Raw genomic sequence first — 25,424 nt, forward strand, 5'->3', positions numbered from 1 at the left:
CCCTTAGATCCGCACCGCCTTGGGAGCACTGTGTCCTCTCCGACTCCCCCCTCCGCCCCGTCCTTCCAGTCCTACTGCGGCGACCTGTTCCGTGAGCTGGCCCGCTCCGACCAGCGGCGCTGGGGCGAGGTCTATCTGCGCGGCCTGCTGTCCGTGCCGGGCCGCAAGACGCCGACCCGGATCTCCGCGCATGTGCTCGGACGGCCCGCCGTACAGCAGTTACAGCAGTTCGTGCACCAGAGCCCCTGGGAGTGCGGCCCGGTGCGCAGGCAGACGGCGCTGCGCCTGGCCCGGGCCTTCGCGATGGAGGCCTGGTCGGTGGACGAGGTCGTCTTCGTCAAGAACGGCGACCGCTCGGTGGGCGTGGCACGCCAGTACGCCCCGTCCCAGGAGCGCACCGTCAACTGCCAGCTCGCCTGCGCCGTCTCCCTGGTGGGCGCCGGCGGGGGCCTGCCGGTGAACTGGCGGCTGCTGCTGCCGCCCCGCTGGGACCGGGACGAGCAACTGCGCCGGGCCGCGCACCTGCCCGCGCACGAGCAGTCCAGACCCCGCTGGCAGGCCGTCATCGAGGCGATCGACGAGATGACGGAGGAGTGGCTGCTGGATCCGCGTCCGGTGCTCGCGGACTGGCGCCACGAGCCGGAGGCCGATCCGCTGCTGTGCGCGCTGGAGGCACGCGGCCTCGGCTATCTCGTCCAGGTGTCGCCGCGCACCGCCGTCACCATGCCCCGGCCGCACTCGGCGCTGCCCGCGGTGCGCGGCACCGTCGCCGACCTGGCCGCGCACGTGGCCCGGCGCACCGAGCGCACTCCGGTGAGCTGGAACGACCGGGTGACCGAGCGCAGGCACCGCTCGCAGTTCCTGTCCACGCCCGCGCTGCTGTGCGCGCAGCCGGCGGCCGGCCGGGCCACCCCGGCGCACCGGCCGACCCCCCGGTACCTGGTCACGGACTGGCCGTTCGGGCGGCCCGAGCCGCGCGCGTACTGGCTGACGAACCTGCCGGCCAGGCGGCTGGCCGAGGCGCTGCCGCTGGCCCATCTGCGGTCCCTGGCCGGTGCGGGGCTGCGCCGGCTGCACGAGGACTTCGGGCTCGGTGACTTCGAGGGCCGTTCGTTCCGCGGCTGGCACCACCACGTCACGCTCGCGTCGGCCGCGCTCGGCTACGCCGCGCTGCGTGCCGCGGCGCCGCTGCCCGAACGGGTGCTCAGCGGCACCGCGGTCTGAACCGCCAGGGCGCGCCTGTCCGTTCCCCCGGGACAGGCGCGCCTGTGGCATGGCCGCCACGTCGCTACTTCGGTGGCGTCCTCGTCCAGCCGACCTTCGTCCAGTCGATGTCGCCGAGCCCCGGGATCCCGTAGTTGGCGAGCCCTTCGCGGACCGCCATCAACTGCGGGCGCTGGTACAGCTCGATGTCGTGGCCGAGGCGCCAGATCTCGGTGTCCGCCTGGTTGTAGAGCGCGGTGGCGCGCTTCGTGTCGAGGGTGCCGGCCGCCTGGCGCAGCAGCTCGTCGACGGTCGCGTCGCCGACCCGGCCGTAGTTGAGGAACGACTGGTCGCCGTGCGGCCGTTCGTAGATCGACGTGATCTCGCTGGGGTAGGTGAAGTCGACGAAGCGGAAGATGGCCAGGTCGAAGTCGCCCTGGTGCAGGTACTTCGCGACGTAGTCGTTGGCGGGCACCTTCGCGATGTCGACCTTGATGCCGGCCCGGCCGAGCATCGACTGGACGAGCTGGGAGAGGTCGAGGCCGAGGCGGTTGGTGGCCGCGCTGATGACGAACCTGAGCCGCAGCGTCCTGCCGTCCTTGGTACGCGGCCCGCCGTCCGCCGGCTGCCGCCACCCCGCCTGGTCCAGGAGGCGGCGCGCCTCGGCGAGGTCGTACGTGCCCCAGGAGGCGGAATGGTCGACGTAGCCGGGCTGGTTGGCCATGAAGATGTGGTTGCCGAGCAGGGGCACCCCGACGGGCAGTCCCTTGGCCGCGACGTCCGCCAGCGCCTGCCGGTCGACGGCCTTCTGGACGGCGTGTCTGACGTCGATGTCCGCCAGCGGCCCGGCCGCGCCGTTGAGCGCGATGTGCACCTCGTCCCAGGCGGAGCCGCACCGCATGGTGCTGTTCTCGGCGCCCTTCAGCTGTGCGTAGTCCTCGGTGGTGCCGGCGCTGACGGCGTCGATCTCCCCGTTGCGGTAGGCCTGGAGGGCGGCGTTGGGCAGCAGGGTGCGCAGCACCACCCGGTCGAGCCGGGGCCGGGCGCCCCACCAGCCGGGGTCGCGGACGACGGTGGCGGTCTCGGTGGTGCTGTCGAGCGATTCGACCTTGAACGGCCCCGCGCTGACCGGGACCCGGCCGATCCACCCCTTGTTGAACTGCGCGGGGGTGGCGAACGCGGACGCCGGGTACAGCGGCGTGAACAGCCGCTGCCAGTCGGTGTAAGGGGTGCGGAAGACGACCTTCACCTCGTGCGGGCCGGGTCCCTCGGTCACCGAGACGATCTGGTCGTAGCCGGTCGGGTTGGCGACGCGGTAGCGGTCGTCACCGCGGCCGATGGCCCGCCACTGGGCGGCGAAGTCCGCTGCGCCGACGGGCCGTCCGTCGGACCAGTGGGCCTTGGGATTGAGCCGGTAGACCACGGTCTGCGGCGCGGCGCGGGTGACCTTCGCCGACAGGAGGTAGTCGGGGTCGGGATGCGGTACTCCCCTGGCGTCGCGCAGGAAGAGGACGGGCTCCACCAGTTGCACGAGCTGTGAGACCTCGTCGGTGGCGCCGTCGACCTGGTGGGCGTTGAGCTGGGTGGGCCAGGCGGAGATGCCGAGGGTGAGGGTGCCCCCGTCGCGGAGCTGACCGACGGGCTCCGCGCCCATGCCCTGGGAGCCGTACTTCTCCGCCGCGGTGGTGCGCTGCGCGTCCGGGGGGCCGCCGGAGCCGCTGCATCCCACGAGCACTGTCATGAGCAACAGTCCGAGAACGGCTCCGACGCCACGTAATCGGCTCACAGTTTTCCCCCGACGGGTAGTTGAGAGAGATCACCGAAAATGCGAACTGACTTACGACTTAACCAGGTTGAATCTACCATTGGCATGTATCTCGCTCATGAACTCCGCGTGCCGCCCCCACCCACCGAGGAGAGCCATGGCCGGCCGTGCGCTGCCGCGCATCACCCGCAGTATCGCGCTCCTCCTGGTGTCGGTCCTCGTGTCGTACGTGGTCGCCTCGGTGGCCCTGTGTCCGCGCGCCCATTTCGAGGACCGCACCCCCAGGCCGCCCGCCTCCGCGGTCGACCACGAGCTGGCCGCGGTCGGCCTCGACGACCGCACCCCGCTCCTCGACCGGTTCGGGCACTGGTCGTGGCGGGCGCTGCACGGCGACCTCGGACGCACCATCGACGGCGGCTCGGTCAACGCGGAACTCGGCCGGCGCATCGGTGTCTCGGTGCGCCTCCTCCTGGTCGGGACCGTGGTGGGGACCGGCCTCGGGGTGCTGGCGGGGGTGTGGGCTGCGGTGCGCCAGGGCCGCCTGCCGGACCACGCGATGACGGTCTTCTCCTTCCTCGTCCTGTCCGTCCCCACGTTCGTGCTCGCGCTGCTCCTCAAGGACGGCGCGCTCTCCTTCAACCACTGTGTGGGCCACACGCTCATCCGCTACACGGGCGAGTCCACCCCGGACCAGCGGGGCCCCTGGTCGTCCCGGCTGGCCGACAGGTCCTCGCACCTGGTGCTGCCGGCCGCCACGGTGGCGCTCGGCGCGATCGCCTCCTACAGCCGCTACCAGCGCGCCGCGACGCTCGACCTGCTCGCCGCCGACCATCTGCGCACGGCGCAAGCGAAGGGCCTCACGCCCGGCCGGGCGCTGCTCCGCCACGGCCTGCGGGTCTCCCTCGTCCCGATGACGACGTTCTTCTCCTTCGGCTTCCTGGCCCTGTTCACCGGTTCGGTCTTCGCGGAGCAGATCTTCGGCTGGCCCGGCATGGGCAGCTGGTTCCTTCAGGCGGCGCAGGAGGGCGACGTCAACTCGGTGGTCGCGGTCTGTCTGTTCTCGGCCGTCACGGTGCTGCTCGCGGGGCTGCTCGCCGACGGGCTGCTGCTGGTGCTCGACCCGCGGGTACGCCGGTGAGACGCGTGCTGCCGCGCCCGCCGGGCGCGCTGGTGGGCCTCGTCCTGATCACGCTGCTGCTCCTGTACGCGGCGCTCGGCCCGTACGTCTCCCCGTGCACGCCCACCGACATCGACTACCGGGCACTCGGCGTGCCGCCGGGCGCGGGGCACTGGTTCGGCACCAACCGGATCGGTCAGGACGTGTTCGCGCAGACCGCGCGGGGGCTGCGCAAGTCGCTCCTGATCGGCCTGTTCGTGGCGCTGGCCGGCACGGCGTTCGCCGCCCTGGTCGGCATCTGCGCCGGGTACTTCGGCGGCTGGACCGACCGGGCCCTGACCTTCGTGGTGGACCTGTTCCTCGTGGTGCCCGGTTTCCTCGTGCTCGTCATGGTGGCGCCCGCGCTGCGCGAGGCGGGCTGGGTGGCGTACGCGGGCGCGTTCGCCGCGCTCGGCTGGATGCTCACCGCGCGGGCGGTGCGCGCGACGGCGCTCTCCTTGCGCGAGCGCCCCTATGTGGCGGCGGCCCGGCACATGGGCGTGCGCCCGCTGCGCATCGTCCGCCGCCACATCCTGCCCCACATGTCCTCCTTCCTGATCACACACGCGACGATCGCCACGGCCGGTGCGGTGATCAGCGAGGCGGGCCTGTCCTACTTCGGCTTCGGCGTCCAGCCGCCCGACGTGTCCCTGGGCACCCTGATCGCGGACAGCACGGAGGTGGCGCTCACCTACCCGTGGATGTTCTTCTTCCCCACCGGCATGCTCCTCTGCTTCGTCCTCGCGGTGAACCTGGTCGGTGAGGCGCTGCGCCGCGCGCTCGACCCGACGGCCGTCCGGGCGGAGGTCCCCGCATGAGCACGGTCCTCGAACTGCGCGACCTGCACGTGGAGTTCGGGCCGGAGCCCGCCACGGTGCGCGGCGTCGACCTGGTCCTGCGCCGCGGCGAGGTGCTCGGTCTCGTCGGCGAGTCGGGCGCCGGCAAGACCCTCACCGCGCTCGCCGCGCTCGGTCTGCTGCCCAGCCGGGCGACCGTGCGCGGCTCGGTGCGGCTGCTCGGCACGGAGCTGGTCGGCCTGCCCGCGCGCGACCTCGCGCGGCTGCGCGGGCGCCGGATCGCCATGGTCTTCCAGGACCCGCTGGCCGCGTTCACCCCGGTGCACCGGATCGGCGACCAGATCGGCGAGGTGCTGCGCATCCACGAACGGCCGCGGCCCAGCCGCCGCACGGCGCGGCAGCGGGCCGTCGAGCTGCTCACCGAGTTGCGGGTGCCCGAGCCGGAGCGGGTGTCGGGCGCCTATCCGCACGAACTCTCCGGGGGCCTGCGCCAGCGTGCCATGATCGCGATGGCGGTCGCGGGCCGGCCGGACGTCATCGTCGCCGACGAGCCCACCAGTTGCCTCGATGCCACCACGCAGGCGGAGATCCTCGCCGCCCTGGAGGACGCGCGGGCGGCGACCGGGGCGGCGCTGCTGCTGGTCAGCCACGACCTCGGGGTGGTCGCGGGCGCCGCGGACCGGGTGGCGGTGATGTACGCCGGCCGCATCGTGGAGACGGCCCCGGCCGGCGAGCTGTTCCGCAATCCCCGGATGCCGTACACCATGGGTCTGCTCGCCGCGGCGCCCCGTCTGGAGGAGTCCCACGCCCTGTCCCAGATGCCGGGAGCGCCGCCGGCGCCGGGGGAACCGGCGGAGGGCTGCGCGTTCGCGCCGCGCTGCCCGCTGGCGCGCTCCGAGTGCGTGAGCGACGTGCCCGGGCTGACGCCGGCCGACGCCGGGCCGGCGGCCGACGGGGCGCGGGGGATCGCGCCGGCGTCCGGCTCGCTCCCGGTGGTGGCCGTCAGCGGGCATCTGGTGGCCTGTCTGCACCCCGAGGTCACGGCCACCCGCACGGCGGCGGACCTCTACCCCGTCTCGATGCCGCCGGTTTCCCGGCCGCTCCCCGCGCGGACGGCCCTGCGCGTCACCGCCCTGCGGGCCTCCTACCGGGGCCACCGCGCCGTCCACCACGCCGACCTCCGGGTCCGGCGCAGCGAGACCGTCGCGCTGGTCGGCGAGTCGGGCGCGGGCAAGTCGACCACGCTGGACCGGATCATCGCGCTCGGCGCACCGGAGTCGGGCCGGATCGAGGTCCTGGGGCGGGACACCGCGTGCCTGGGCCGGTCCGAGGCGCGCCGGCTGCGCGGCCGCGTCCAGATAGTGCTCCAGGACTCCTCGGCGACGCTGGATCCGCGCATGACGATCGCGCGCATCATCGCCGAGCCGCTGGAGGCCCAGCGCGCACCGCGTGACCGTACGGCCGCCCGCGTCCGTGAGCTGCTGGACGAGGTGGAGCTGGACCAGGGGACCGCCGGACGGCGCCCGCACCAGCTCTCCGGCGGCCAGCGCCAGCGCGTCGCCCTGGCCCGCGCCCTCGCGGTCCGCCCCGAACTGCTCCTGCTCGACGAGCCGGTCTCGGCGCTCGACGTCTCGGTGCAGGCCCAGATCATCGCCCTGCTGCGCCGGCTGATGTCCGCGCCGCAGAGCCCGGCCTGTCTGCTGGTCTCGCACGACCTCGCGGTGGTGCGGCAGCTCGCGGACCGGGTGGTGGTGATGCACGGCGGGCGCACCGTGGAATCCGGCAGCGTGGACGCGGTGTTCGGCCGGCCGCGGCACCCGTACACCCGGGTGCTGCTGTCCGCCGTGCCGGCCCTGGGGCGTCCCCGGCCCGCGGGGCCGAGCGTCTCCTTCGAGGAGGTCGTCACGTCCACCGGCTGCGCGTTCCGTGGACGCTGCCCGGTCTACCGCGAACTTCCGCCGGAGCACCGGCTGTTGTGCGAGCGCGACCTGCCCGCGCCCGCGGTGGACGGCGCGGCCTGCCATTTCCCGTACCCGGACGAGCAGATGCCCCTTCGTGGCCGCCCGGCCTCGAAGGGGCATCCCCCGGCACAATGATCCACCCGGGTGGTCAGCGCGCGGCCATGGCCCGCGCGTAGACCTCCATGGTGCGCTCGGCCGCCCGGTCCCACGAGAAGTGCGTCACGGCCCGCTCCCGTCCGGCCGCGCCCCATCGCTCGGCACGGGCCGGGTCCTCGATCAACTCGGAGATGGCCTGACCGAGTTGCTCGGAGAACTTCTCCGGGTCGGCCGGCTCGCCCGTGGCGTCGGGCACCGCCTCGAAGCCGACCAGGGTGCCGGTGGTGCCGTCGGCGACGACCTCGGGGATGCCCCCGACGGCCGACGCCACCACCGCGGTGCCGCACGCCATCGCCTCCAGGTTCACGATGCCCATCGGCTCGTACACCGAGGGACACACGAACACGGTGGCGTGGGTGAGGAGTTGACGCAGTGATGTGAGATCGAGCATCGCGTCGATGCGGAACACCCCGTCGCGGGCGGTGCGCAGTTCCTCGACGAGCGCCGCCACCTCGGCGGCGATCTGCGGGGTGTCCGGCTGCCCGCAGCACAGCACGAGCTGTGTCCCGGGCGGCAGGCCGAACGCCGCGCGCAGCAGGTGCGGCAGGCCTTTCTGGCGGGTGACCCGGCCGACGAAGAGCGCGTACGGCCGCCGCGGGTCGATGCCGTGACGGTGCAGCGCGTCGGTCCGGGGATCGGGCCGGTAGACGTCCGGGTCGATCCCGTTGTGGATCACGTGCACCCGCTCCGGCGCGACCTGCGGGTAGACGCGCAGGATGTCCTCGCGCATCGCGGCGGACACGGCGACGATCCGGTCCGCCGCGCCGACGGCCGCGCGTTCCATCCAGCTCGACAGCGTGTAGCCGCCGCCCAGTTGCTCGGCCTTCCACGGCCGCAGCGGTTCCAGGCTGTGCATCGTCATCACATGGGCCGCCCCGTGCAGGGTGCGGGCGAGGTGGCCGGCCATGTTGGCGTACCAGGTGTGGCTGTGCACGACCGCCGCGCCCGCGCAGTCGCGGGCCATCGCCAGGTCCGCGCCGAGGAACCCCAACGCCGCGTCCGCGGCGGCGAGTTCCGTGTCCACGGGGTAGGCGGTGACGTTCTCCTCCTGCCTGGGCTCCCCCAGGCAGCGCACTCGTACGTCCGTGAGCCGCCGCAGGCTGCGGGACAGCTCGGCTACGTGGACTCCCGCGCCGCCGTAGACCTCGGGCGGGTATTCGCGGGTGAGCAGGTCCACGCGGGGAGAGGCACCGTGGTCAGCAGCAGGCGCCAAGGCTGTCACCCTCCTGCTTGCTGACCGGCACCGCGCGGCCGGGGTCGGCCGACTCGATGTACCAACCGACCACCGCGGTCGCTCCCACGCACAGGACCAGAAGGAACGCCATCAGGCTCCTCCGCATGTCGTAGCCCCCCAATCGTCACGCACTCATGTGAGTTGACAGCATGAGTCAAGCGCTAGTCACTTTTACAGTCAAGTGGCTACACGGCAAAGCCTGACGTCCGGTACGGGTATCTACCGACTCGCGCCAAATAAGGGACACTTCGGCCACCCCTCTGGGATTCGAAGAGTCACGCTGGTAACTTTGAGTTGTCACATGACCAGTCATGAGCTCCGGAAGGAGTCCCCATGGAGCACACCAAGGCGGAACCGGCAGAGGGCCTTGGGGGCCGCGTAAGGACCCTTCGGATACGGCGCGGGCTCAAGCAGCAGGACCTGGCCTCGGCGGACGTCTCGACGAGCTACATCTCCCTGATCGAGTCGGGCAAGCGGATGCCGTCCACCCCGGTGCTCTCCTCCCTCGCGGAGAAGCTCGACACCTCCCCCGACTACCTGTTGACCGGTATCGACGACCACCGCGCCGAGGAGAACCGGCTGAAGCTGGCCTTCGCCGAGATGGCGCTGCGCAACGGGGACAACGGCGAGGCCCTCCAGTCCTTCGGCGAACTCCTCGCGAACCGCGCGGCACTCGACGAGCCGATGATCCGGCGCGCCCTCATCGGCCAGGCCACCGCGCTGGAGAAGACGGGCCGCCTCGAAGCCGCCATCTCCGTCCTCGACGCCCTGCACCGCGATCCCGCGATCGCCGTCGGCTCCGACGAGTGGTGCCGCGTCGCGGTCGCCCTGTGCCGCTGTTACCGCAACGCGGGGGACATCGCGCTGAGCATCGACATAGGCGAGCGCGCGGTGGGGCGCCTCGACGGGCTCGGTCTGGAGACCACGATGGACCACATCCAGCTCGGCGTCACCCTCATGGGTTCCTACCACATGCGGGGCGACCTGACCCGCGCCCAGCTCCTCGGGGAACGGCTGCTGCCCGCGGCCGAGACCCAGGGCTCGCACGGGGCGCGGGGCGCCGTCTACTGGAACGCGGGGCTCGTCGCCGCCTCCCAGGGGCGGCTCAGCGAGGCGATCGCGCTGACCGAGCGGGCCCTGGCGATGATGGCCGAGGGCGACAACACCCGCCACGCGGCCATGCTCAGGATGAACTACGGCTCGCTGCTCCTCCAGCTGGACCCGCCGGCGCCCGAACGCGCCTTGGAGCTGCTGGAGTCCGCACAGGAGGCGCTGGCCGAGGTCGGCACCGCCAGCGAGCTGTCCCGGTGCGAGCTGAACCTGGCCAACGCCGAGAAGCAGCTGGGCCATTGGGATGCTGCCGCCGCCCACGCCGAGCGGGCTCTGGGGCTGCTCGGCACCGACGCCATGGTGCTGTCGGCGCGGGCCCGGGCCTACCTCGCCGAGATCTGCCTCCTGCGCAACGCCCCGGAGGCGGCCGAACAGCATCTCCACTCGGCAGCCCGGCAGTTGCGGCAGCTTTCGCCGTCACAGGACTCCGCGCACGCCTGGCGCCACATCGGCGACCTGTGGCGCCGCTTCAAGAGCCACGACGAGGCCCTCAAGGCCTACGACATGGCGCTCACCGCCGCCGGTCTGGCCCGCACCCGCGTCCCGGAGGCCGCCCTCAGCAACCGTCGCTGAGCACCACGTCCAGCACCCGGTCCCGCAGCCGCCCCATCGCCGCGACCGTCCCCGCCTCCACGTTCACCCGGACGACGGGGCCGGTCCCCGGGGCACGCACGTTGAACCAGGAGCCGTCTGCCAGCTCGCCGGTCACTCCGTCGAGGTGGTCGAGCGCCGTGCCGGCCGCGGCGAAGTGCCGTACCACGCGCTGCAGGGCGGCCGGCGGGTCGGGCACCGGGACGTCGATGGTGCCGGAACCGGCGTACCGGTCGTGCCGGGCGGCCAGCTCCGACAACTCCTGCCCCGAGTCGCCGAGTTCGGCCAGCAGGTGCAGCGCGGCCAGCATGCCCGTGTCGGCGTACCAGAAGTCGCGGAAGTAGTAGTGGCCGCAGTGCGCGCCGCCGAACGCCGCGTCCTGCTCGGCCATCAGCGCCTTGATGGCGGCCGGGCCGACGCGGGAGCGCACGGGAATGCCGCCCGCCTCCTTGATCGCGTCGATCGCCGAGGTGGCGGTGACCAGGTCGTGGACCACGGCGGCGCCCGGACGGCGGGCCAGCTCCCGCCCGGCCACCAGCGCGATCACCGCGGCTGGCGGCACCTCCGCGCCGCGCTCGTCCACCGCGCGCAGCCGGTCGCCGTCGCCGTCGAAGGCGAGGCCCACGTCGGCCCCCGACTCCCGCACCGCCTCCCGCAGCCCGCTCACGTCGGCCAGGTCCGGCCCGCGGTACGGGAAGGTGCCGTCCAACTCGAAGTGGAGCGGCACCAGTTCGATCGACGGATGGCCGAGGACCAGCGGCGCCGTCAGCCCCGCCATCCCGTTGCCCGCGTCCACGACGACCTTCAGGGGACGGATGTCGGAGAGGTCGGCCAGGGCGCGCAGGTGCTCGGCGTAGTCGGCGAGGAGGCGGGCGGGCAGGACCGAGCCCGGGCGGTCGGCCAGCGGCGGGCGCGGCCCCCGCAGCCGGCGGCGCAGCAGCTCCATGCCGGTGCCCTCGTCCACGTCCACCGCGCCCGCGCGGCACAGCCGGATCCCGTTGTACGGGGCGGGGGCGCGGCCCGCCGTGATCATGGCGCCGGGGACGTCCAGGCGGCCCGAGACGTAGTGCAGGTAGTCGGTGGAGCCCAGGCCCGCGTCGACGACGTCGGCGCCCTGGTCGAGGACGCCCTGGCCGAAGGCGTCCGCGAGCGGGGGCGAGGACGTGCGCGCGTCGTGCGCGACGGCGATCGCGCCCGCCCCGGTCAGCTCGGTGAACGCGGCGCCGGCCCGGTAGGCGAGGCCGAGATCGAGTTCGACGCGGTAGCGGCCCCGGATGTCGTACGGGGTCACGAGCCGGTCGTACAGGTCGCCCTCGGGTTCAGTGCTCATCGAGGTCGTCCTCCTCAGGGTCGGGGGCGGGGCCGTCGGCGGGCTCCAGCCACACCACCGCGAGCGGGGGCAGGGTGAGGGCGGCGCTGTACGCGCGCCCGTGCCAGCAGGTCCGCTCGGCCCGGATCACCCGGTCGTTGCGCACCCCGCCGCCGCCGTACCCGACGGCGTCGGTGTTCACCACCTCCCGCCAGGCGGGGGCGTCCGGCAGACCGACGCGATAGCCGGTGCGCACGACCGGCGAGAAGTTGGCGACCACGACCAGCGGACGTCCTTCGCTGTCCCGGCGGACGAAGGACAGGACGTTCGCCTCGGCGTGCGAGGCGTCGATCCAGGAGAAACCGGCCGGGTCCGCGTCCAGCTCCCACAGGGCCGGGGTGGCGCGGTAGCGGGCGTTGAGGTCGCCGACCAGGGCGCGGATGCCGCGGTGGTCCGCGTGTCCCGGCCAGTCCTCCTCCAACACCCACCACTGCGGCCCGGCGTCGTGGTCGAACTCCTCCCCCTGGCCGAACTCCTGGCCCATGAAGAGGAGTTGCTTGCCGGGATGGGCCCACATGAAGGCGTACAGCGCCCGCAGGGTGGCGCGCCGCTGCCACCAGTCGCCCGGCAGCTTCGTCACCAGGGCGCCCTTGCCGTGCACGACCTCGTCGTGGGACAGCGGCAGCAGGTAGTGCTCGCTGTACGCGTAGACCATGGCGAAGGTGATCTCGTCGTGGTGCCAGGCGCGGTGCACCGGGTCGCGGGCGAGGTAGCCGAGCGTGTCGTGCATCCAGCCCAGGTTCCACTTGAGGTCGAAGCCGAGGCCGCCGAAGCCGTCGTCGCCGGTCTCGTAGGTGGGCCGGGTCACGCCCGGCCAGGCCGTGGACTCCTCGGCCATGGTCAGGGCGCCGGGCGCGGCGCGCCGGACGGTGTCGGTCAGCTCCTGGAGGAAGGCGACCGCGTCCAGGTTCTGGTGCCCGCCGTGCTCGTTGGGGCTCCAGTCGCCGTTCGGGCGCGAGTAGTCGAGGTAGAGCATGGAGGCGACGGCGTCCACCCGCAGCGCGTCCACGTGGAACTCCGTGCACCAGTAGACCGCGCTGGCGACGAGGAAGTTGCGCACCTCGCGGCGCCCGTGGTCGAACTCCAGGGTGCCCCAGTCCGGGTGGTGCGCGCGGCGCGGGTCGGACGGTTCGTACAGCGGCTCGCCGTCGAAGCGGGCCAGCGCGAACTCGTCCTTCGGGAAGTGCGCGGGGACCCAGTCCAGGATGACGCCGATGCCCGCCGCGTGCAGCGAGTCGATCAGGTACCGCAGGTCGTCGGGGTCGCCCAGGCGGGCGGTCGGCGCGAAGAAGCCGGTGACCTGGTAGCCCCAGGAGGCGCCGTAGGGGTGCTCCATGACGGGCATGAACTCGACGTGCGTGAAGCCGAGTCCGGCGACGTACTCGGGCAGCTCGGCGGCGAGTCGGCGGTAGCCGAGGCCGGGCCGCCAGGACGGCAGATGCACCTCGTACACCGACAGGGGGCGGGCGTGGCAGTCCGCGCCGCCGCGGCTCGCCATCCAGTCGGCGTCGCGCCAGGCGTAGGCCGAGGTGTGCACGACGGAGGCGGTGGCGGGCGGGGTCTCGGTGGCGCGGGCCAGCGGGTCGGCCTTGTGCAGCAGGCGGCCGTCGCGGGTGTGGATCTCGTACTTGTAGCGGGTGCCCGCGCCGACGCCGGGCACGAACAGTTCCCACACGCCGCTGGAGCCGAGCGAGCGCATGGGATGGGCGGTGCCGTGCCAGCCGTTGAAGTCGCCCATGACGCGCACGCCCTGGGCGTTGGGCGCCCAGACCGCGAAGGAGGTGCCGGTGACACCGTCGAGGGTGCGCACATGGGAGCCGAGGACGCGCCACAGGAGTTCGTGGCGGCCCTCGGAGATCAGGTGCAGGTCGATGCCGCCGAGGGTGGGCGGGAAGCGGTAACCGTCCTGGTGCAGTTGCTCGACGCCGTCCTCGTACGTGACCAGGAGGTGGTGGTCCGCGCCGGCACCGGGGAGCGTGCCGGTGAACAACCCGTCGCGCACATGGGCCAGTTCGGTCCGCTCGCCCGTGGGGCGGACCGCCACGACGGAGCGGGCCAGGGGCTTCAGGGCGCGCACGACGGTGTGCCCGTCGCCGGTGGGGTGGGCGCCGAGGAAGCTGTGCGGGTCGTGGTGGGCGCCGGCGAGGAGGCGGTCCAGGTCGACGTCCGTGGGGGGAGTGATCACGGGCAACGTTGCGGTCCTCTCGGGCTGGGTGCACGCCCTTCGCCGGGGGAGACGGTCCGTCGTGGGCGAGTGCGGGTCGTGTGCGGGTGCGGGTCGTGGTGGGGGCCGGCTCGGTTCCCGCCGGGTGCGGTACGCCGGGCCGGCCGTCAGGTACGGGCGAGGCGGTGGACCGCCGCCAGCGGGATGGGCAGCCAGTCCGGGCGGTGCCGGGACTCGTAGACGGCCTCGTAGACCGCCTTGTCCGCCTCGAAGGCCCGCAGCGGCAGGGGATGGCAGTGCGGGTCCGTGCCCCCGGTGTCCGCGTAACCGGCGATGAAGGCGCGGCGGTTGCGCACCGCCCACGCGTGCGCGCGGCGTGCACGGCGCAGCCGGACGCCCGGCGCGTCGTCGGGGGCGCGTTCCCGCAGCGCCCGCAGGCCCGCCTGGGCGGCGTAGTCGAAGGAGCGGAGCATGCCGGCCACGTCCTTCAGCACCGGCTGGGCGGCGGCGCGTTCGGCGGCCGGCCGGGCCGGTTCGCCCTCGAAGTCGATCAGCCGCCAGCCGGCCGGCGTGGGCAGCGCCTGGCCCAGGTGCAGATCGCCGTGGACCCGCTGGGCGAGCACCGGACAACCGCGCGCGCCGGCCCGGGCGTAGTCGTCGTAGAGCCGGGTGATCCCGACCCGGTGCCGGGCCAGCGCCGGCACCTCGCGCGCCGCCAGGGCGAGACGCTCGGTCATCCGGGCGGCCTCCAGCGCGATGCCGTCCGGGGTGAGCCGCACGGGCGCGAAGGCGCCGGCCAGCGCGGTGTGCACCTCGGCGATGGCCGTGCCCAGGGCGCGGGCGTGCGCGGTGAAGCCGCCGGTCGCCGGGACCGTCGTACACGCGCCGTCCACGCAGTCGGCGACCTGGCGCACGGCGGCCTGCCAGCCGTCGCCCTCGGCCGGCAGGAGGTCCTCCATGAGCCCGAGGACCAGGGTGCCGTCACCGCTGAGCAGGGTGCCGTGCAGCCGGGGGGTGCGGGAGCAGCGCGCCCCGGTGAGCGCGCGCAGCGTCTCGACCTCCAGGTTCGGGCCCGGTTCGGGCCGCCGGTAGATCTTGAGCAGCAGCCGGTCGCCGTACCCGACGGCGCTGTTGCTCTGGTCGGCGGTCAGCGGCCGGGCGACGAGGCTCACCGGCAGCGGCGTCGCGGTGGTGCGCTCCAGGCGCAGCCCGCCGCGCGCGCCGCGCACGAGGTGATGCAGGAGCACGCCCATGAGCACGGCGTCCTCCGTGGCCTCGTACAGCGTCCAGCCGCGCCAGTCCCCCTCCCTCACCTGTCCGATGGCCGCGCCCGCGAGCCGGCCGGGCAGTTCGGGGCGCAGGCCGAGCAGGACCTGGTACAGCCGGCCGGTTCCGGTGCGCAGCACGGCGTGCAGCAGGACGGGCGCCTCGTGCCGTACGACGTCGGCCACGACCGGGGTGAGCACCTCGGCCCCCGCCGCCCCGGCCGCGCCCGACCCGGCCGCGCCCGACCCGGCGGCGCCCGACCCGGCGGCGCCCGACCCGGCGGCGCCCGACCCGGCCGCGTACCAGCGGCGGGTGCGCAGCCAGGGTTCGAGCAACGGCAGCAGTGGCGCGAGGAGTTGCCGCGGCCCGGCCTGTGTCGCCACGGTCGTCATGTGCCCTCCCCCAGGGGGACCAGGAGGTGGGCCGGGGCACGGCCCGGTTCCAGGCGGAAGTACGTCTGCGAACGCCAGGCGTGGATCTCGCCGGTGAGTTCGTCGCGCATCTTCAGCGAGCCGTCGTCGGGCAGGCCGAGCGCGGCCAGGTCGAAGGTGACGGTGCCCTCGGCCGGGTGGTGCGGATCGAGGTTGACGACGGCGAGGACGGTGTCCACCGAGCCGTCGGGCAGCCGCACCTGCTTCGAGTAGGCGATGACCTGGGGGTGCGGCACGCCGTGGAAGCGGAGGTTGCGCAGCTCCTGGAGGGCCGGGTGGGCGCGGCGCAGCTCGTTGAGACGGCTGATCAGCGGGGCGATGGAGCGGCCCGCGGCCTCGGCGGCGGCCCAGTCGCGCGGGCGCAGCTCGTACTTCTCGGAGTTCCGGTAGTCCTCGGTGCCCGGCTCCAGGGCCTCGTTCTCGCACAGTTCGTACCCCGCGTACACGCCCCAGGCCGGGGCGAGCGTGGCGGCGAGCACGGCGCGCGTCTCGAAGGCGGGGCGGTCGCCGTCCTGGAGGTAGGCGTGCAGGATGTCCGGGGTGTTCACGAAGAGGTTGGGCCGCAGGAAGTCCGCGCTCTCGTGGGCGAGTTCGCTCGCGTACTCGGTCAGTTCCTCCTTCTCGTTCTTTCCAGGTGAAGTACGTGTACGACTGCTGGAAGCCGGCCTGCGCCAGGGCGTGCACCATGGCGCGCCGGGTGAACGCCTCGGCGAGGAACACCACGTCGGGGTCGCGGTCGTTGATCTGCGCGATCACCTGCTGCCAGAAGCCGACGGGCTTGGTGTGCGGGTTGTCGACGCGGAAGATCCGCACCCCCTGCTCCATCCAGAACCGCAGCAGCCGCACGCTCTCGGCGACGAGTCCCTCGAAGTCGCGGTCGAAGGCGAGGGGATGGATGTCCTCGTACTTCTTGGGCGGGTTCTCGGCGGGGGCGACGGAGCCGTCGGCGCGCTGGGTGAACCACTCGGGGTGCTCGGTCAGCCACGGGTGGTCGGGCGAGCACTGGAGGGCGAAGTCCAGCGCCACCGCCAGGCCCGACTCGCCCGCCGCGGCGACGAACCGGCGGAAGTCCTCCAGGGTGCCCAGGTCCGGGTGGACGGCGTCGTGGCCGCCCTCGGCCGAGCCGATCGCCCACGGCGAGCCCACGTCGTGCTCGCCGGCGACGAGCGCGTTGTCCCGCCCCTTGCGGTGGGTGACCCCGATGGGGTGGATCGGCGGCAGGTACACCACGTCGAAGCCCATCGCGGCGATCGCGGGCAGCCGCTCGGCCGCCGTCGCGAAGGTGCCGCTGACCGGCGGCGCGCCCTCGGTCAGCCGGGCGCCCTCCGAGCGCGGGAACATCTCGTACCAGGCGCCGACCAGGGCCCGGCGGCCCTCCACGAGGAGGGGCAATGGCCAGGAGGAGGTGACCAGTTCGCGCAGCGGGTGCCGTTCCAGGGCGGCGACCGCCTCGGGGGCGGCGGCCGCGGCGAGCCGCCAGGAGACGGGGCTCGCCGCATCGCGCAGGGCGCGCGCCACCGCGTGCACCGCCTCCCGGCGGGCGGTGTCCGGGATCCCGAAGGCGGCCCGCTCGTACAGCAGCGCGCCCTCGGCGAGCGTCAGCTCGACGTCGACCCCGGCCGGGATCTTCAGCTCGGCGTCGTGACGCCAGGTGGCGACGGGATCGGCCCACGCCTCCACGCTGTACGTCCATCTGCCGGGCTCGCCGGCCACGACGGTGGCCTCCCACCGGTCGCTGTCGGGGTCGACCAGGGTCATCGGGGTCCAGGTTCCGGGCCGCCCCCGCGGATCCCGCAGCACGACGTTGGCGCCGATGCGTCCCGGGCCCTCGCGGAACACCGTGGCGCCGATGGTGAGGGTCTCGCCGGTGACGGCCTTCACCGGCACGGCGCCGCCCCGCACCTGGGGGCGCACGTCGCGGATCGGTATGCGGTCGCCGACGGGCACGCGGGCGCCGGGGTCCATGACGGCGGTCATCGCGCGCCGCCCAGGGCCGCGGCGCGGGTGACGCCGCGCGCCCGTGCCGCCCGCTCCCGGTCCCGGAGGGCGATCAGGTCGATGATCGTCCGGGCGAAGAGATGGCAGTGCGCGCCGGTGCGCGCGGTGACCAGGTCCTCGTCCACGACCACGTCCTCGTCGACGTACAGACCGCCCATGTTGCGCAGGTCGCCGAGCAGGTTGTTGTGGACGACGGCACGGCGCCCGCGCACCAGGTGCGGCACCGGCGCGGTCAGCCACATGCCGTGGCAGATGATGCCCTTGACGATGGCCGGGTCCTGGAAGGCCCGCCTCAGGAAGTGCGCGGCGGGCGGGAGTTCGGCCGGGTCCTCGGTGTAGCGCAGCCGGTCGGAGACCATCCCGGAGGGGACGATCACCGCGGAGAACTCCTTGAGCGCGAACTCGTCGATGTCCTCGAAGGACTCGCGCACCACGAACGGCATCCGGTGCTCGTGCCCCTGGAAGGTGATCTCCTCCTGGCCCCACATCCGGGACAGGAAGTGCACCTCGGCGCCTTCCTCGGGGAAGCGGTGCTGGTAGTAGAGGATCTCGGGTTCGTAGAAGTCGCTCTCCAGCAGTATCGCGATCTTGTGCCCCGTCAGTCGCACGGCTCACTCCTCTCTTCCTCGCCCGGTGACCAGGTCGATCAGGAAGGGGCCCGGGGTGCCGAGCGCCTGCTCGACGGCCGCCTCGGCCTGCTCGGGTTTCTCGACGCGGACGCCCGGGACCCCCAGGGAGCGCGCGAGCGTCACGAAGTCGATGGCCGGCGTGGACAGATCGAAGATCCGCGGCTGCTCGTGCGCGGCGACGCCCACGCTCCTCCAGTACTCCTCGATGTTGAGTTCGAGGAGCCGGTAGCTGCTGTTGTTGCAGATGACGAACTTGGCGCCGATGCCGTAGCGGGCCGCCGTCCACAGTGCCTGGATGGTGTACATGGACCCGCCGTCGCCCGTGAAGCCGACCACCGTGCGCTCGGGATGGGCGAGTCGCGCGGCGATCGCGCCCGGGATGCCGACGCCGAGGGAGCCGCCGCGGGTCTGGTGCCAGTGGCCGGGGCGGGTCGGCGGCAGATGGCGGGTGAGGTCCGGGGACGCGGTGAGCGCCTCGTCGAACACCACGGCGTCGTCCGGGAGTTGCCGCGCGAGTTCCTGGAGGAAGGCCGTGGTGGGCAGGGCGTCCGCGTCGAGCGCGGACCCGTCCGGCCGCGCGGCCGCGGCGCGTTCGCCGGCGCGCCGCGCCGAGCGCTCCTCGGTCCACTCGGCCGCCCGCGCCCGGCTGCGCGGGCTCATCCGCCGCTCCAGCGCGCGGGCGAGGCCGTCCAGCGCGCGCCGCGGGTCGGCGGCGATGCCCAGGTCCACGGGGAAGTTCTTGGCGATGGCGTCGGTGTCCAGGTCGATGTGGACCACGGGGGCGCCGGGGGCGAAGACGCCGTCGAGGGCCGGGTAGACCTCCGGGAGGGCGTAGGTGCCGACGATCAGGACGGCGTCCGCGGCGCCGGTGACCCGCCGGCTGCTTTCCCCGAACATGTGGCCCAACTGGCCGGCGTAGGCGGGGTGTTCGACGGACAGGTTGACCTCCGCCCAGTCCGCCCCCCACACCTCGGCGCCCCAGGCCGAGGCGAGCCGCCCCAGCTCCTCCTGGGCGCCGGCGAAGTGCACCCCGTCGCCCGCGATCACGATCGGCCGCTCGGCGCCCGCCAGCAGCGCGGCCGCCCGGTCGAGCACCTCGGCGTCGGGCGTGGCCGCGAAGCCGACGTACGAGGTGGGCACGGCGGGCTCGGTGGTGTCCTGGTCCATGACATCGGCGGGCAGCACCACGAGGACCGGGCCGTACGGCGGGGTCGCGGCCACCTTGAAGGCCCGGCGCAGCACCCGCAGCGTCGAGCCGGGGTCCACCACCCGGGTCGCCCACTTGGTGACGGGCTCGGCCATGGCGACCAGGTCCACGGCCATCTGGGCGTCCATGGCGTCGTAGCGCAGGCCCGCCTCGCCGGCGATGGCCACCAGCGGGGCGTGGCCGCGCTTCGCCTGGTAGAGCATGCCGACCGCGTTGCCGACGCCGACGCCGGTGTGCAACTGCATCACGGCCGGGGTGCGGGTGGCCCGCGCGTAGCCGTCGGCGAGGCCGACGACACTGGCCTCCTGGAGCGCGAGGATGTACTCGATGTCCGGGAAGTTGCGCAATTCGTCGAGGAAACCCTGCTCGACCGTGCCGGGGTTGCCGAACATGTGACGCACCCCGTCGGCGCGCAGTTGTTCGAGGATCGCGACCCGCGCGGGCCTGCTGACCATGACGTGCACCTTTCTGCGAAGGCTTACGTGACGGGTGGGCCGGCGAGGGTCAGTCGGTAACCTTGAAGCCCCACTGGCGCAGGCCCTCCTCCAGGACCTCGACGAGCTTCTGGCCCGTCAGGTAGGAGTCGGGGGTCGAACGGCCCGTGATGAAGGGGTAGTCGACGATGACGGACGTCTCCTTGCCGAAGTTGCCGTGGAAGGCGCCGCCGGGCGCGGTCGCGTCGCGCAGGATGTACTCCAGCGGGTAGGGCGGCGGGCCGATCACGAAGTCGGTGCCCATGAAGCCGGTGCCGTCCTTGTAGTCGTACTCGATGCAGTGGCCGGTGACGTGCTTGCCCCGGATGATCGAGACGCGGTCCTCCTGGTCGCGGGCGAAGGCCAGCGGCGCGACGCCGTAGCACTCGGCGGCGATCGGCAGGTCCAGGGCGTGGAAGGCGAGGATCAGGTCGTGCACCCGCCAGTTGTTGGCGAGGTCCACGATGGGCCCGGAGCCGCCGACGATGAGCAGGGCGTCGTAGCGGTCGGCGATCTGCTCGCGGATCTGCTCCAGGCGGGTGTTGTAGGCCTCCCAGTCGCGCAGGAAGTACGGCTTGGAGCGGTAGGGCCGGTCGGGCAGCCAGGACGACAGGTCGAGCGGGCCGTCCAGGCGCGGGGAGTTGTCGATCGCCCGGACCTTGTCGGCCATCTCGGGCGTGGTGACGGAGCGGCCGAGCGGCGGGTCGACGTAGTCGGGGTCCATGCTCGGCGGCAGGGCGACCGGGCGCTTGCCGGTGGGCGTGGCGAAGGTGACCTGGTAGCCGGCCTTGTCGAAGGTCTCCAGGGGGCCGATCAACTCCTCGCCCCAGTAACCGTATTCGGACAGGACGACGAGGATGCGCTTACTCATGGGTTGTCCTCTCGTGCGACGCGGGTCGAACGGGACCGGTCGAACTCATGTCTACGTTCCGCACGCCGGGCCGCACAGCGGTGGCCCCGCCGGTGGTGCCATATCCCCAAGTGCCCGTCTGTACTACGGCATTTCGCCGATCGACGTCGGCAAGCACGCCGCCCGACCTCACGCAATGCGACCGCCGGGCGCCCCGGGGCGGGCCGGGGCGTGGGCGGCCGTGGCGCAATCGTCCGGGACCCGTCCGGGGGACACCGGACACGACACCGGTCACGACACCGGACACTCCTTCAGCGAGGAGGACTTGGCATGACGACCGCACAGAGCCCGCGGACGCGGCCCGGCCAGGAGGCCGCCGCGTTCGTCCAGCACTGGTACGACATCCTGAGCAGCCACGAGCCGGTCGAGGACCTGCTGCCGTTCGTGATCGACGACGGCCTGGAAATGGTCTTCCCCGAGCGCACCCTGCGCGGCCACGCGGACTTCCGCGAGTGGTACGCGGCGGTGGGCGAGAGCTTCGGGCCGCAGAGCCACATCGTGGAGAAGCTGCGCACCGACGAGCACGAGGGTCACGTCGACATCGAGGTGACCGTGGTGTGGACCGCCAAGAACCTGCCCGACGGCAACGTCTCGGCCCTGCGCATCGACCAGACCTGGCAGTTGGTGCGGGATCCCGCCGACGGGTCGCTGCGGATCCGCACCTACCGCGTCGGCGACCTGAACCCGGCCTGAGCGACCGATGCGGGAGGTTCCCATGTCGTACGACTACGTCGTCGTCGGCGCCGGCAGCGCGGGCTGTGCCGTGGCGAGCCGGCTCAGCGAGGACCCGGACATCAGTGTGCTGCTCCTGGAGGCGGGGGGCTGGGACGAGCGGCCCGAGATCCACCGCACCGACGCGGCCTCCCTCCTCGCCCTGCTGACCAGCGAGTGGAGTCCCACGATCGACTGGGGGTACGCGACCGAGCCGGAGGCCGCGCTCGACGGCCGGCGCATCCCGGTGGCCCGCGGCAAGGTGGCGGGCGGCTGCAGTTCCGTCAACGCCCTGATGTGGGTGCGCGGCAGCCGTCACGACTACGACGGCTGGGCGGCGGCGGGCAACCCCGGCTGGTCCTACGAGGAGGTGCTGCCCGCGTTCCGCCGCGCCGAGGACTACGACCGCGGCGGCGACGCGCTGCGCGGCAAGGGCGGCCCGGTGCGGGTGCGCGACCACACCGATCCGACGCCCGTCGCGCAGGCGTTCGTCGCGGCCACCCGGCACCTCGGCTTCGACGCGCCCGGCGACGACTACAACGGCGAGCGCCAGGACGGCTACGGCTTCCTGTACCAGACCACCCGCGCCGACGACGGCACCCGCGCCTCGACGGCGACCGCCTATCTGCGCCCGGCGCTCGACCGGCCGAACCTGACCGTGGCCACCGGGGCGCACGCCACCCGGCTGCTGCTCGACGGGACCCGGGTCACCGGCGTCGAGTACGTCCAGGGCGGTCAGCGGCAGCGGGCGTGGGCGGACGCGGAGGTGGTGGTCAGCGCGGGCGCCTTCGAGACGCCGAAGCTGCTCATGCTCTCCGGCATCGGCCCGGCCGCGCACCTGCGCGCGCACGGCATCGCCGTCGTCCAGCACCTGCCCGGTGTCGGCGGCAACCTCCAGGACCATCTGTTCGTGCCGGTGTGCTACCAGTCCCGCGAGGAGCATCCCGAGGGGGCGATGCTCTCCGAGTCCGGTCTGTTCACGCACACCCGGGGCGACTCCGAGGGCCGGGCACCCGATCTCCAGTTCACGTTCGGGCCGGTCAAGTTCCTCGCCCCGGACGCCCCCGCCGGGCAGCAGGCGGGGCCCGGCTTCACGTTCGCGCCGATCGCGCTGCTGCCCGAGAGCCGCGGCCGGGTGCGGCTGCGCTCCACCGACCCGACGGCCCCCGCGGTCGTCCAGGCGGGTTATCTCACCGCGGCGGCCGACATGGACGTCCTGGTCCACGGGGTGCTGCTGGCCCGGGAGTTGGCGCACACCACTGCCTTCGACCGGCTGCGCGGCGAGGAACTCGGGCCCGGCGCGAGCGTCCACGACGCCCGGGAGCTGCGCGCCTACGTCGCCGCGCGCGCGACCACCCTGTGGCACCCGGCCGGCACCTGCCGCATGGGCACGGGAGCGGACGCGGTCACCGACCACGAACTGCGCGTGCACGGCGTCGCCGGGCTCCGCGTGGCCGACGCCTCCGTGATGCCGACGATCGTCGCGGGCAACACCAACGCCCCCAGCGTGATGATCGGCGAGCGCGCGGCCGAGCTGATCAGGGACTCACACCACCGACGGACCGAGGGGACCCACCATGCCCACGTCTGACAGCAGCTCCGCGAGCGTCGCGCTGTACCGGCGCTTCCTCGACGCCTTCAACGCCGCCGACTACGACACCGTCACCCAGGTCATCGGCGCGGACTTCACCGACCACCACCCCGGCTTCGAGATCAAGGGCCGGGAGGACTACCTCGCCGCGCTGCGCGACGCGCATGCGACGTTCGCCCTCAAGGGCGAGCTGGAGGAGGCCATCCCCGTCGGCGGCGCGGACGACAAGGTCGTCACGCGGGTGCGGCTGACGGGGACGCACCGCGACACCGTCTTCGGCTTCCCGGCGACCGGGCGCGCCCTGGAGTGGACCACCACCGAGATCTGGCGCGTCGAGGACGGCCGGTTCGTGGAGCGCTGGGCCCAGGACGACCTGCTCGGGCTGCGGGACCAGGTCTCCACGGACGCGGCGAACCTGGCGACCGTGCAGGCGGTCAGCGACGCCGTGAACGAGCGCCGCTACGACGACCTGGACGAGCTGTTCGGCCCGACCTTCCGAGACAACAACCCGGCGTGGGACGTGTCGAGCCTGGACGAGCTGAAGGTCATCATCAAGGCCGCGCACGACGCCCTCGACTTCACCGTGCACCTGGACGCCCTGTACCCGGCCTCGCCGGACAAGGTGATCATGCACATCACCTTCCACGGCAAGCACATCGCCCCGTTCTTCGGCCAGGAGCCCGACGGCCGCGAGGTCTCCTGGACCAGTCTGGAGGTGTACCGCCTGGAGGACGCCAAGGTGGTCGAGCGCTGGGTGCAGGCCGACACCGCGGGCCTGATGCGCCAGCTCGACGTGCCGCTGCCCTGACCCCGCCGCCCCGACCCCGTGATCCGCCGACCCCGTGCGCCCAGGAGGCCGCGATGAACACCCGAGAGATCGTCGACACCTACTACCGGCTCGCCAACTCCGGTGACTGGGACCCCTGGTGCGATCTGTTCGCCGTCGACCAGACGATGGACGAGCAGCTCGCCGGGCATGTGGAGGGCCGCGAGACGCTGCGGGACATGATGAAGGGGTTCCCGCAGATGTACGCGTCCTTCTCCAACGTCCCCGTGCACACCGTCATCGAGGGCGACCAGGCCGCCGTCGTCTCGCACATCTCCGCCCGCACCCCTAAGGGCGAGTCCGTCGAGGCGGACGTGTGCAACTACTTCCGGATCGCCGACGGGCTGATCGTCTACATGACGAACGTGCACGACACGGTCCCCTTCGCCCCCGTCACCGGCGGGGCGTGAGGCCCATGTCCGCACCCGTGCAGGCCCGTTGGTCGCATGTCGGCCTCAACTGCCGTGACCAGCGGGTCACGGAGGAGTTCTACCGACGCTGGTTCGGCTTCGAGCGCGCCCGCGTGGTCGAGGCCGACGGGAGCCGGGTCGTCTTCCTCAAGAGCGGCCCGGTCTACCTCGAACTCTTCCCCACCACGGCCGAGCCCGCCTTCGTCACCGCGAAGGACGGTCCCGACCACCCCGGTGCCGCCCGCCATCTCGCCTTCCAGGTCGACGACGTGGACGCGTTCATGGCGGCGGCCGGCCACGAGCTGGAGGTACTGCTCGGGCCCCTGGCCTTCGACGAGTTCATCCCCGGCTGGAAGACGGTCTGGGTCGCCGACCCGGACGGCGTCGTGGTCGAGGTGAGCCAGGGCTACACCGATCAGACCCCCGAAGAACTGCGGTCCTACGCGTGAGCGCGTGAGCGCCTACGACCGCACCGGGCACGGCCGGCCGACCTCGACCGGCCGTGCCCACCGCCATGTTCCATCGCACACGAGGAAAAACATGAGCCCTGTCAGCGAACAGACCATTCTCATCACCGGCGCGACCGACGGGCTCGGCCGCGCCCTCGCCCATGAACTCGCCGAGCAGGGCGCCACGTTGATCCTGCATGGCCGCAGTCTCCGCAAGGGCCAGGAGCTGCTGGCGGAGCTGCGGGAGAAGACCGGCGCCGACCGGTTCAGCTACGAGCTGGCCGACTTCTCCTCCCTGGAGGACATCGGCAAGCTCGCCGACCGGGTCCTCGCCACGTACGACCGGCTCGACGTCCTCGTCAACAACGCCGGCATCGGCGTGGAGCTGGCCCGCCAGGAGAGCCAGGACGGCCTCGAACTCACCTTCCAGGTGGACTACCTCGCCGGGTACATCCTCAGCTGCCGGCTGGCCCCGCTGCTGGTGCGCTCCGCCCCGGCCCGCATCGTCAACGTGACCTCGGCGGGGCAGGCCCCGATCGACTTCGACGACGTGATGCTGGAGCGCCACTGGGACGGCGGGCAGGCGTACTGCCAGGCCAAGCTCGCCCAGATCAGCCTCACCAAGGACCTGGCGGAGCAGCTCGCCGGCACCGGGGTCACGGTCAATGCCCTGCACCCGGCCTCGTACATGCCGACGAAGATCGTGGTGAACCTCTTCACCCCGCAGAGCAGCCTGGAGGAGGGCATGCGCCACACCGCCCGTCTCGTGACGGACCCGGCGCTCGACGGGGTCAGCGGCGAGTACTTCAACCGGAGCACCGTCGCCCGGGCCGGCGCCCAGGCGTACGACCCCGCGGCGCGGGCACGGCTGCGGGAACTCAGCGAGTCGCTGACCGGCGTCGTCTTCCCCTCGCTCGGCTGACCCGGTAGACACACCGCGGCCCCACCCCGGAAGGACGAGGGGTGGGGCCGCGGTGGGTGTACCCGGGCCGGGCAGGGCGCCGGGACGGACCGGGC

At 73.1% G+C, this 25,424-nt stretch carries 20 protein-coding genes and 1 pseudogene; 11 read left to right on the top strand and 10 right to left on the bottom strand.

Features of this window, described 5'->3' with window-relative positions; all coding sequences use genetic code 11:
- The first annotated feature begins 30 nt into the window (after positions 1 to 30).
- Entirely contained in the window at positions 31 to 1,224 is a 1,194-nt protein-coding gene (locus AB0927_RS27315; protein ID WP_366670372.1) for a transposase, read from the top strand.
- A 64-nt stretch (positions 1,225 to 1,288) separates the two neighbouring features.
- Here the strand turns inward: AB0927_RS27315 and AB0927_RS27320 are convergent, their stop codons facing one another.
- Positions 1,289 to 2,944 carry an ABC transporter family substrate-binding protein gene (locus AB0927_RS27320; protein ID WP_366670373.1) on the bottom strand — a complete coding sequence of 552 codons (1,656 nt, stop codon included), beginning with the start codon at positions 2,942 to 2,944 and terminating at the stop codon, positions 1,289 to 1,291.
- Between the two features lie 181 nt (positions 2,945 to 3,125).
- On the opposite strand from AB0927_RS27320, the gene AB0927_RS27325 reads away from it, so the two are divergent.
- The 3 genes from AB0927_RS27325 to AB0927_RS27335 are packed head-to-tail and all read left to right on the top strand — an operon-like array spanning position 3,126 to position 7,017.
- Positions 3,126 to 4,106 (top strand): ABC transporter permease, encoded by a 981-nt coding sequence (locus tag AB0927_RS27325; RefSeq protein ID WP_366670374.1) that lies wholly within the window; start codon positions 3,126 to 3,128, stop codon positions 4,104 to 4,106.
- Positions 4,103 to 4,942, top strand: coding sequence for an ABC transporter permease (locus AB0927_RS27330; RefSeq protein WP_366670375.1), 840 nt, complete (start codon positions 4,103 to 4,105; stop codon positions 4,940 to 4,942). Before AB0927_RS27325 ends, AB0927_RS27330 begins: the two co-directional genes overlap by 4 nt.
- Positions 4,939 to 7,017: an ABC transporter ATP-binding protein gene (locus AB0927_RS27335; protein ID WP_366670376.1), complete on the top strand. Its 2,079-nt coding sequence runs from the start codon at positions 4,939 to 4,941 to the stop codon at positions 7,015 to 7,017. The genes AB0927_RS27330 and AB0927_RS27335 overlap by 4 nt, the downstream gene beginning before the upstream one ends.
- A gap of 13 nt (positions 7,018 to 7,030) precedes the next feature.
- Here AB0927_RS27335 and glgA read toward each other — a convergent pair whose 3' ends face one another.
- Together glgA and AB0927_RS27345 are read right to left on the bottom strand one after the other, a co-directional pair.
- Complete coding sequence (glgA, locus tag AB0927_RS27340; protein WP_366670377.1) at positions 7,031 to 8,215, bottom strand: glycogen synthase; 1,185 nt, start codon at positions 8,213 to 8,215, stop codon at positions 7,031 to 7,033.
- Between the two features lie 19 nt (positions 8,216 to 8,234).
- Positions 8,235 to 8,363 (bottom strand): hypothetical protein, encoded by a 129-nt coding sequence (locus AB0927_RS27345; RefSeq protein WP_366670378.1) that lies wholly within the window; start codon positions 8,361 to 8,363, stop codon positions 8,235 to 8,237.
- A 242-nt stretch (positions 8,364 to 8,605) separates the two neighbouring features.
- On the opposite strand from AB0927_RS27345, the gene AB0927_RS27350 reads away from it, so the two are divergent.
- A complete protein-coding gene (locus AB0927_RS27350; RefSeq protein ID WP_366670379.1) occupies positions 8,606 to 9,955 on the top strand; it encodes a helix-turn-helix transcriptional regulator in 1,350 nt (449 codons plus the stop codon).
- On the opposite strand, the gene manB is transcribed toward AB0927_RS27350, so the two are convergent.
- The 7 genes and pseudogenes from manB to AB0927_RS27385 form a co-directional block, all read right to left on the bottom strand.
- Positions 9,939 to 11,303, bottom strand: a complete 1,365-nt coding sequence (manB, locus tag AB0927_RS27355) for a phosphomannomutase/phosphoglucomutase (RefSeq protein ID WP_366670380.1) — start codon at positions 11,301 to 11,303, stop codon at positions 9,939 to 9,941. The two genes, AB0927_RS27350 and manB, sit on opposite strands and share 17 nt — an antisense overlap.
- Positions 11,293 to 13,527 (bottom strand): 1,4-alpha-glucan branching protein GlgB, encoded by a 2,235-nt coding sequence (gene glgB, locus AB0927_RS27360; protein WP_366670381.1) that lies wholly within the window; start codon positions 13,525 to 13,527, stop codon positions 11,293 to 11,295. Before glgB ends, manB begins: the two co-directional genes overlap by 11 nt.
- 146 nt (positions 13,528 to 13,673) lie before the next feature.
- On the bottom strand, positions 13,674 to 15,164 hold the full coding sequence (locus AB0927_RS27365) for a hypothetical protein (RefSeq protein ID WP_366670382.1): 1,491 nt from the start codon (positions 15,162 to 15,164) through the stop codon (positions 13,674 to 13,676).
- Positions 15,161 to 17,180 (bottom strand): annotated as a pseudogene (locus AB0927_RS27370) (alpha-1,4-glucan--maltose-1-phosphate maltosyltransferase). The gene AB0927_RS27365 and the pseudogene AB0927_RS27370 overlap by 4 nt, the downstream one beginning before the upstream one ends.
- A complete protein-coding gene (locus tag AB0927_RS27375; protein WP_366670383.1) occupies positions 17,177 to 17,809 on the bottom strand; it encodes a DJ-1/PfpI family protein in 633 nt (210 codons plus the stop codon). The pseudogene AB0927_RS27370 and the gene AB0927_RS27375 overlap by 4 nt, the downstream one beginning before the upstream one ends.
- A 3-nt stretch (positions 17,810 to 17,812) precedes the next feature.
- Positions 17,813 to 19,492 carry a thiamine pyrophosphate-binding protein gene (locus AB0927_RS27380; RefSeq protein ID WP_366670384.1) on the bottom strand — a complete coding sequence of 560 codons (1,680 nt, stop codon included), beginning with the start codon at positions 19,490 to 19,492 and terminating at the stop codon, positions 17,813 to 17,815.
- Positions 19,493 to 19,541: 49 nt separating this feature from the next.
- Positions 19,542 to 20,381 (bottom strand): type 1 glutamine amidotransferase domain-containing protein, encoded by an 840-nt coding sequence (locus AB0927_RS27385; RefSeq protein WP_366670385.1) that lies wholly within the window; start codon positions 20,379 to 20,381, stop codon positions 19,542 to 19,544.
- 309 nt (positions 20,382 to 20,690) lie between these two features.
- On the opposite strand from AB0927_RS27385, the gene AB0927_RS27390 reads away from it, so the two are divergent.
- The 6 genes from AB0927_RS27390 to AB0927_RS27415 all read left to right on the top strand — a co-directional run bounded on the left by AB0927_RS27390 (position 20,691) and on the right by AB0927_RS27415 (position 25,329).
- Positions 20,691 to 21,113, top strand: coding sequence for a nuclear transport factor 2 family protein (locus tag AB0927_RS27390; protein ID WP_366670386.1), 423 nt, complete (start codon positions 20,691 to 20,693; stop codon positions 21,111 to 21,113).
- A 22-nt stretch (positions 21,114 to 21,135) separates the two neighbouring features.
- Positions 21,136 to 22,722, top strand: coding sequence for a GMC family oxidoreductase N-terminal domain-containing protein (locus AB0927_RS27395; RefSeq protein WP_366670387.1), 1,587 nt, complete (start codon positions 21,136 to 21,138; stop codon positions 22,720 to 22,722).
- Entirely contained in the window at positions 22,709 to 23,530 is an 822-nt protein-coding gene (locus AB0927_RS27400) for an ester cyclase (RefSeq protein WP_366670388.1), read from the top strand. Before AB0927_RS27395 ends, AB0927_RS27400 begins: the two co-directional genes overlap by 14 nt.
- A 53-nt stretch (positions 23,531 to 23,583) precedes the next feature.
- The gene (locus AB0927_RS27405) at positions 23,584 to 23,958 is read left to right on the top strand and encodes a nuclear transport factor 2 family protein (RefSeq protein WP_285561549.1); all 375 of its coding nucleotides are present in this window, start codon (positions 23,584 to 23,586) and stop codon (positions 23,956 to 23,958) included.
- 5 nt (positions 23,959 to 23,963) lie between these two features.
- Positions 23,964 to 24,407, top strand: a complete 444-nt coding sequence (locus AB0927_RS27410; RefSeq protein ID WP_366670389.1) for a VOC family protein — start codon at positions 23,964 to 23,966, stop codon at positions 24,405 to 24,407.
- Positions 24,408 to 24,498: 91 nt separating this feature from the next.
- Positions 24,499 to 25,329, top strand: a complete 831-nt coding sequence (locus AB0927_RS27415) for an SDR family NAD(P)-dependent oxidoreductase (RefSeq protein ID WP_366670390.1) — start codon at positions 24,499 to 24,501, stop codon at positions 25,327 to 25,329.
- The last annotated feature ends 95 nt before the right edge of the window (positions 25,330 to 25,424 follow it).

This window comes from Streptomyces sp. NPDC048106, from assembly GCF_040706415.1.
In the GTDB taxonomy this organism is placed as follows: Bacteria; Actinomycetota; Actinomycetes; order Streptomycetales; family Streptomycetaceae; genus Streptomyces.

Coding starts and splice junctions, on each gene's coding strand:
- AB0927_RS27390 (WP_366670386.1), top strand. CDS start 20,691: ATGACGACCGCACAGAGCCCGCGGACGCGGCCCGGCCAGGAGGCCGCC.
- manB (WP_366670380.1), bottom strand. CDS start 11,303: ATGAGCACTGAACCCGAGGGCGACCTGTACGACCGGCTCGTGACCCCG.
- AB0927_RS27385 (WP_366670385.1), bottom strand. CDS start 20,381: ATGAGTAAGCGCATCCTCGTCGTCCTGTCCGAATACGGTTACTGGGGC.
- AB0927_RS27365 (WP_366670382.1), bottom strand. CDS start 15,164: ATGACGACCGTGGCGACACAGGCCGGGCCGCGGCAACTCCTCGCGCCA.
- AB0927_RS27325 (WP_366670374.1), top strand. CDS start 3,126: ATGGCCGGCCGTGCGCTGCCGCGCATCACCCGCAGTATCGCGCTCCTC.
- AB0927_RS27320 (WP_366670373.1), bottom strand. CDS start 2,944: ATGACAGTGCTCGTGGGATGCAGCGGCTCCGGCGGCCCCCCGGACGCG.
- AB0927_RS27350 (WP_366670379.1), top strand. CDS start 8,606: ATGGAGCACACCAAGGCGGAACCGGCAGAGGGCCTTGGGGGCCGCGTA.
- AB0927_RS27335 (WP_366670376.1), top strand. CDS start 4,939: ATGAGCACGGTCCTCGAACTGCGCGACCTGCACGTGGAGTTCGGGCCG.
- AB0927_RS27395 (WP_366670387.1), top strand. CDS start 21,136: ATGTCGTACGACTACGTCGTCGTCGGCGCCGGCAGCGCGGGCTGTGCC.
- AB0927_RS27400 (WP_366670388.1), top strand. CDS start 22,709: ATGCCCACGTCTGACAGCAGCTCCGCGAGCGTCGCGCTGTACCGGCGC.
- AB0927_RS27345 (WP_366670378.1), bottom strand. CDS start 8,363: ATGGCGTTCCTTCTGGTCCTGTGCGTGGGAGCGACCGCGGTGGTCGGT.
- AB0927_RS27415 (WP_366670390.1), top strand. CDS start 24,499: ATGAGCCCTGTCAGCGAACAGACCATTCTCATCACCGGCGCGACCGAC.
- AB0927_RS27380 (WP_366670384.1), bottom strand. CDS start 19,492: ATGGTCAGCAGGCCCGCGCGGGTCGCGATCCTCGAACAACTGCGCGCC.
- AB0927_RS27410 (WP_366670389.1), top strand. CDS start 23,964: ATGTCCGCACCCGTGCAGGCCCGTTGGTCGCATGTCGGCCTCAACTGC.
- AB0927_RS27405 (WP_285561549.1), top strand. CDS start 23,584: ATGAACACCCGAGAGATCGTCGACACCTACTACCGGCTCGCCAACTCC.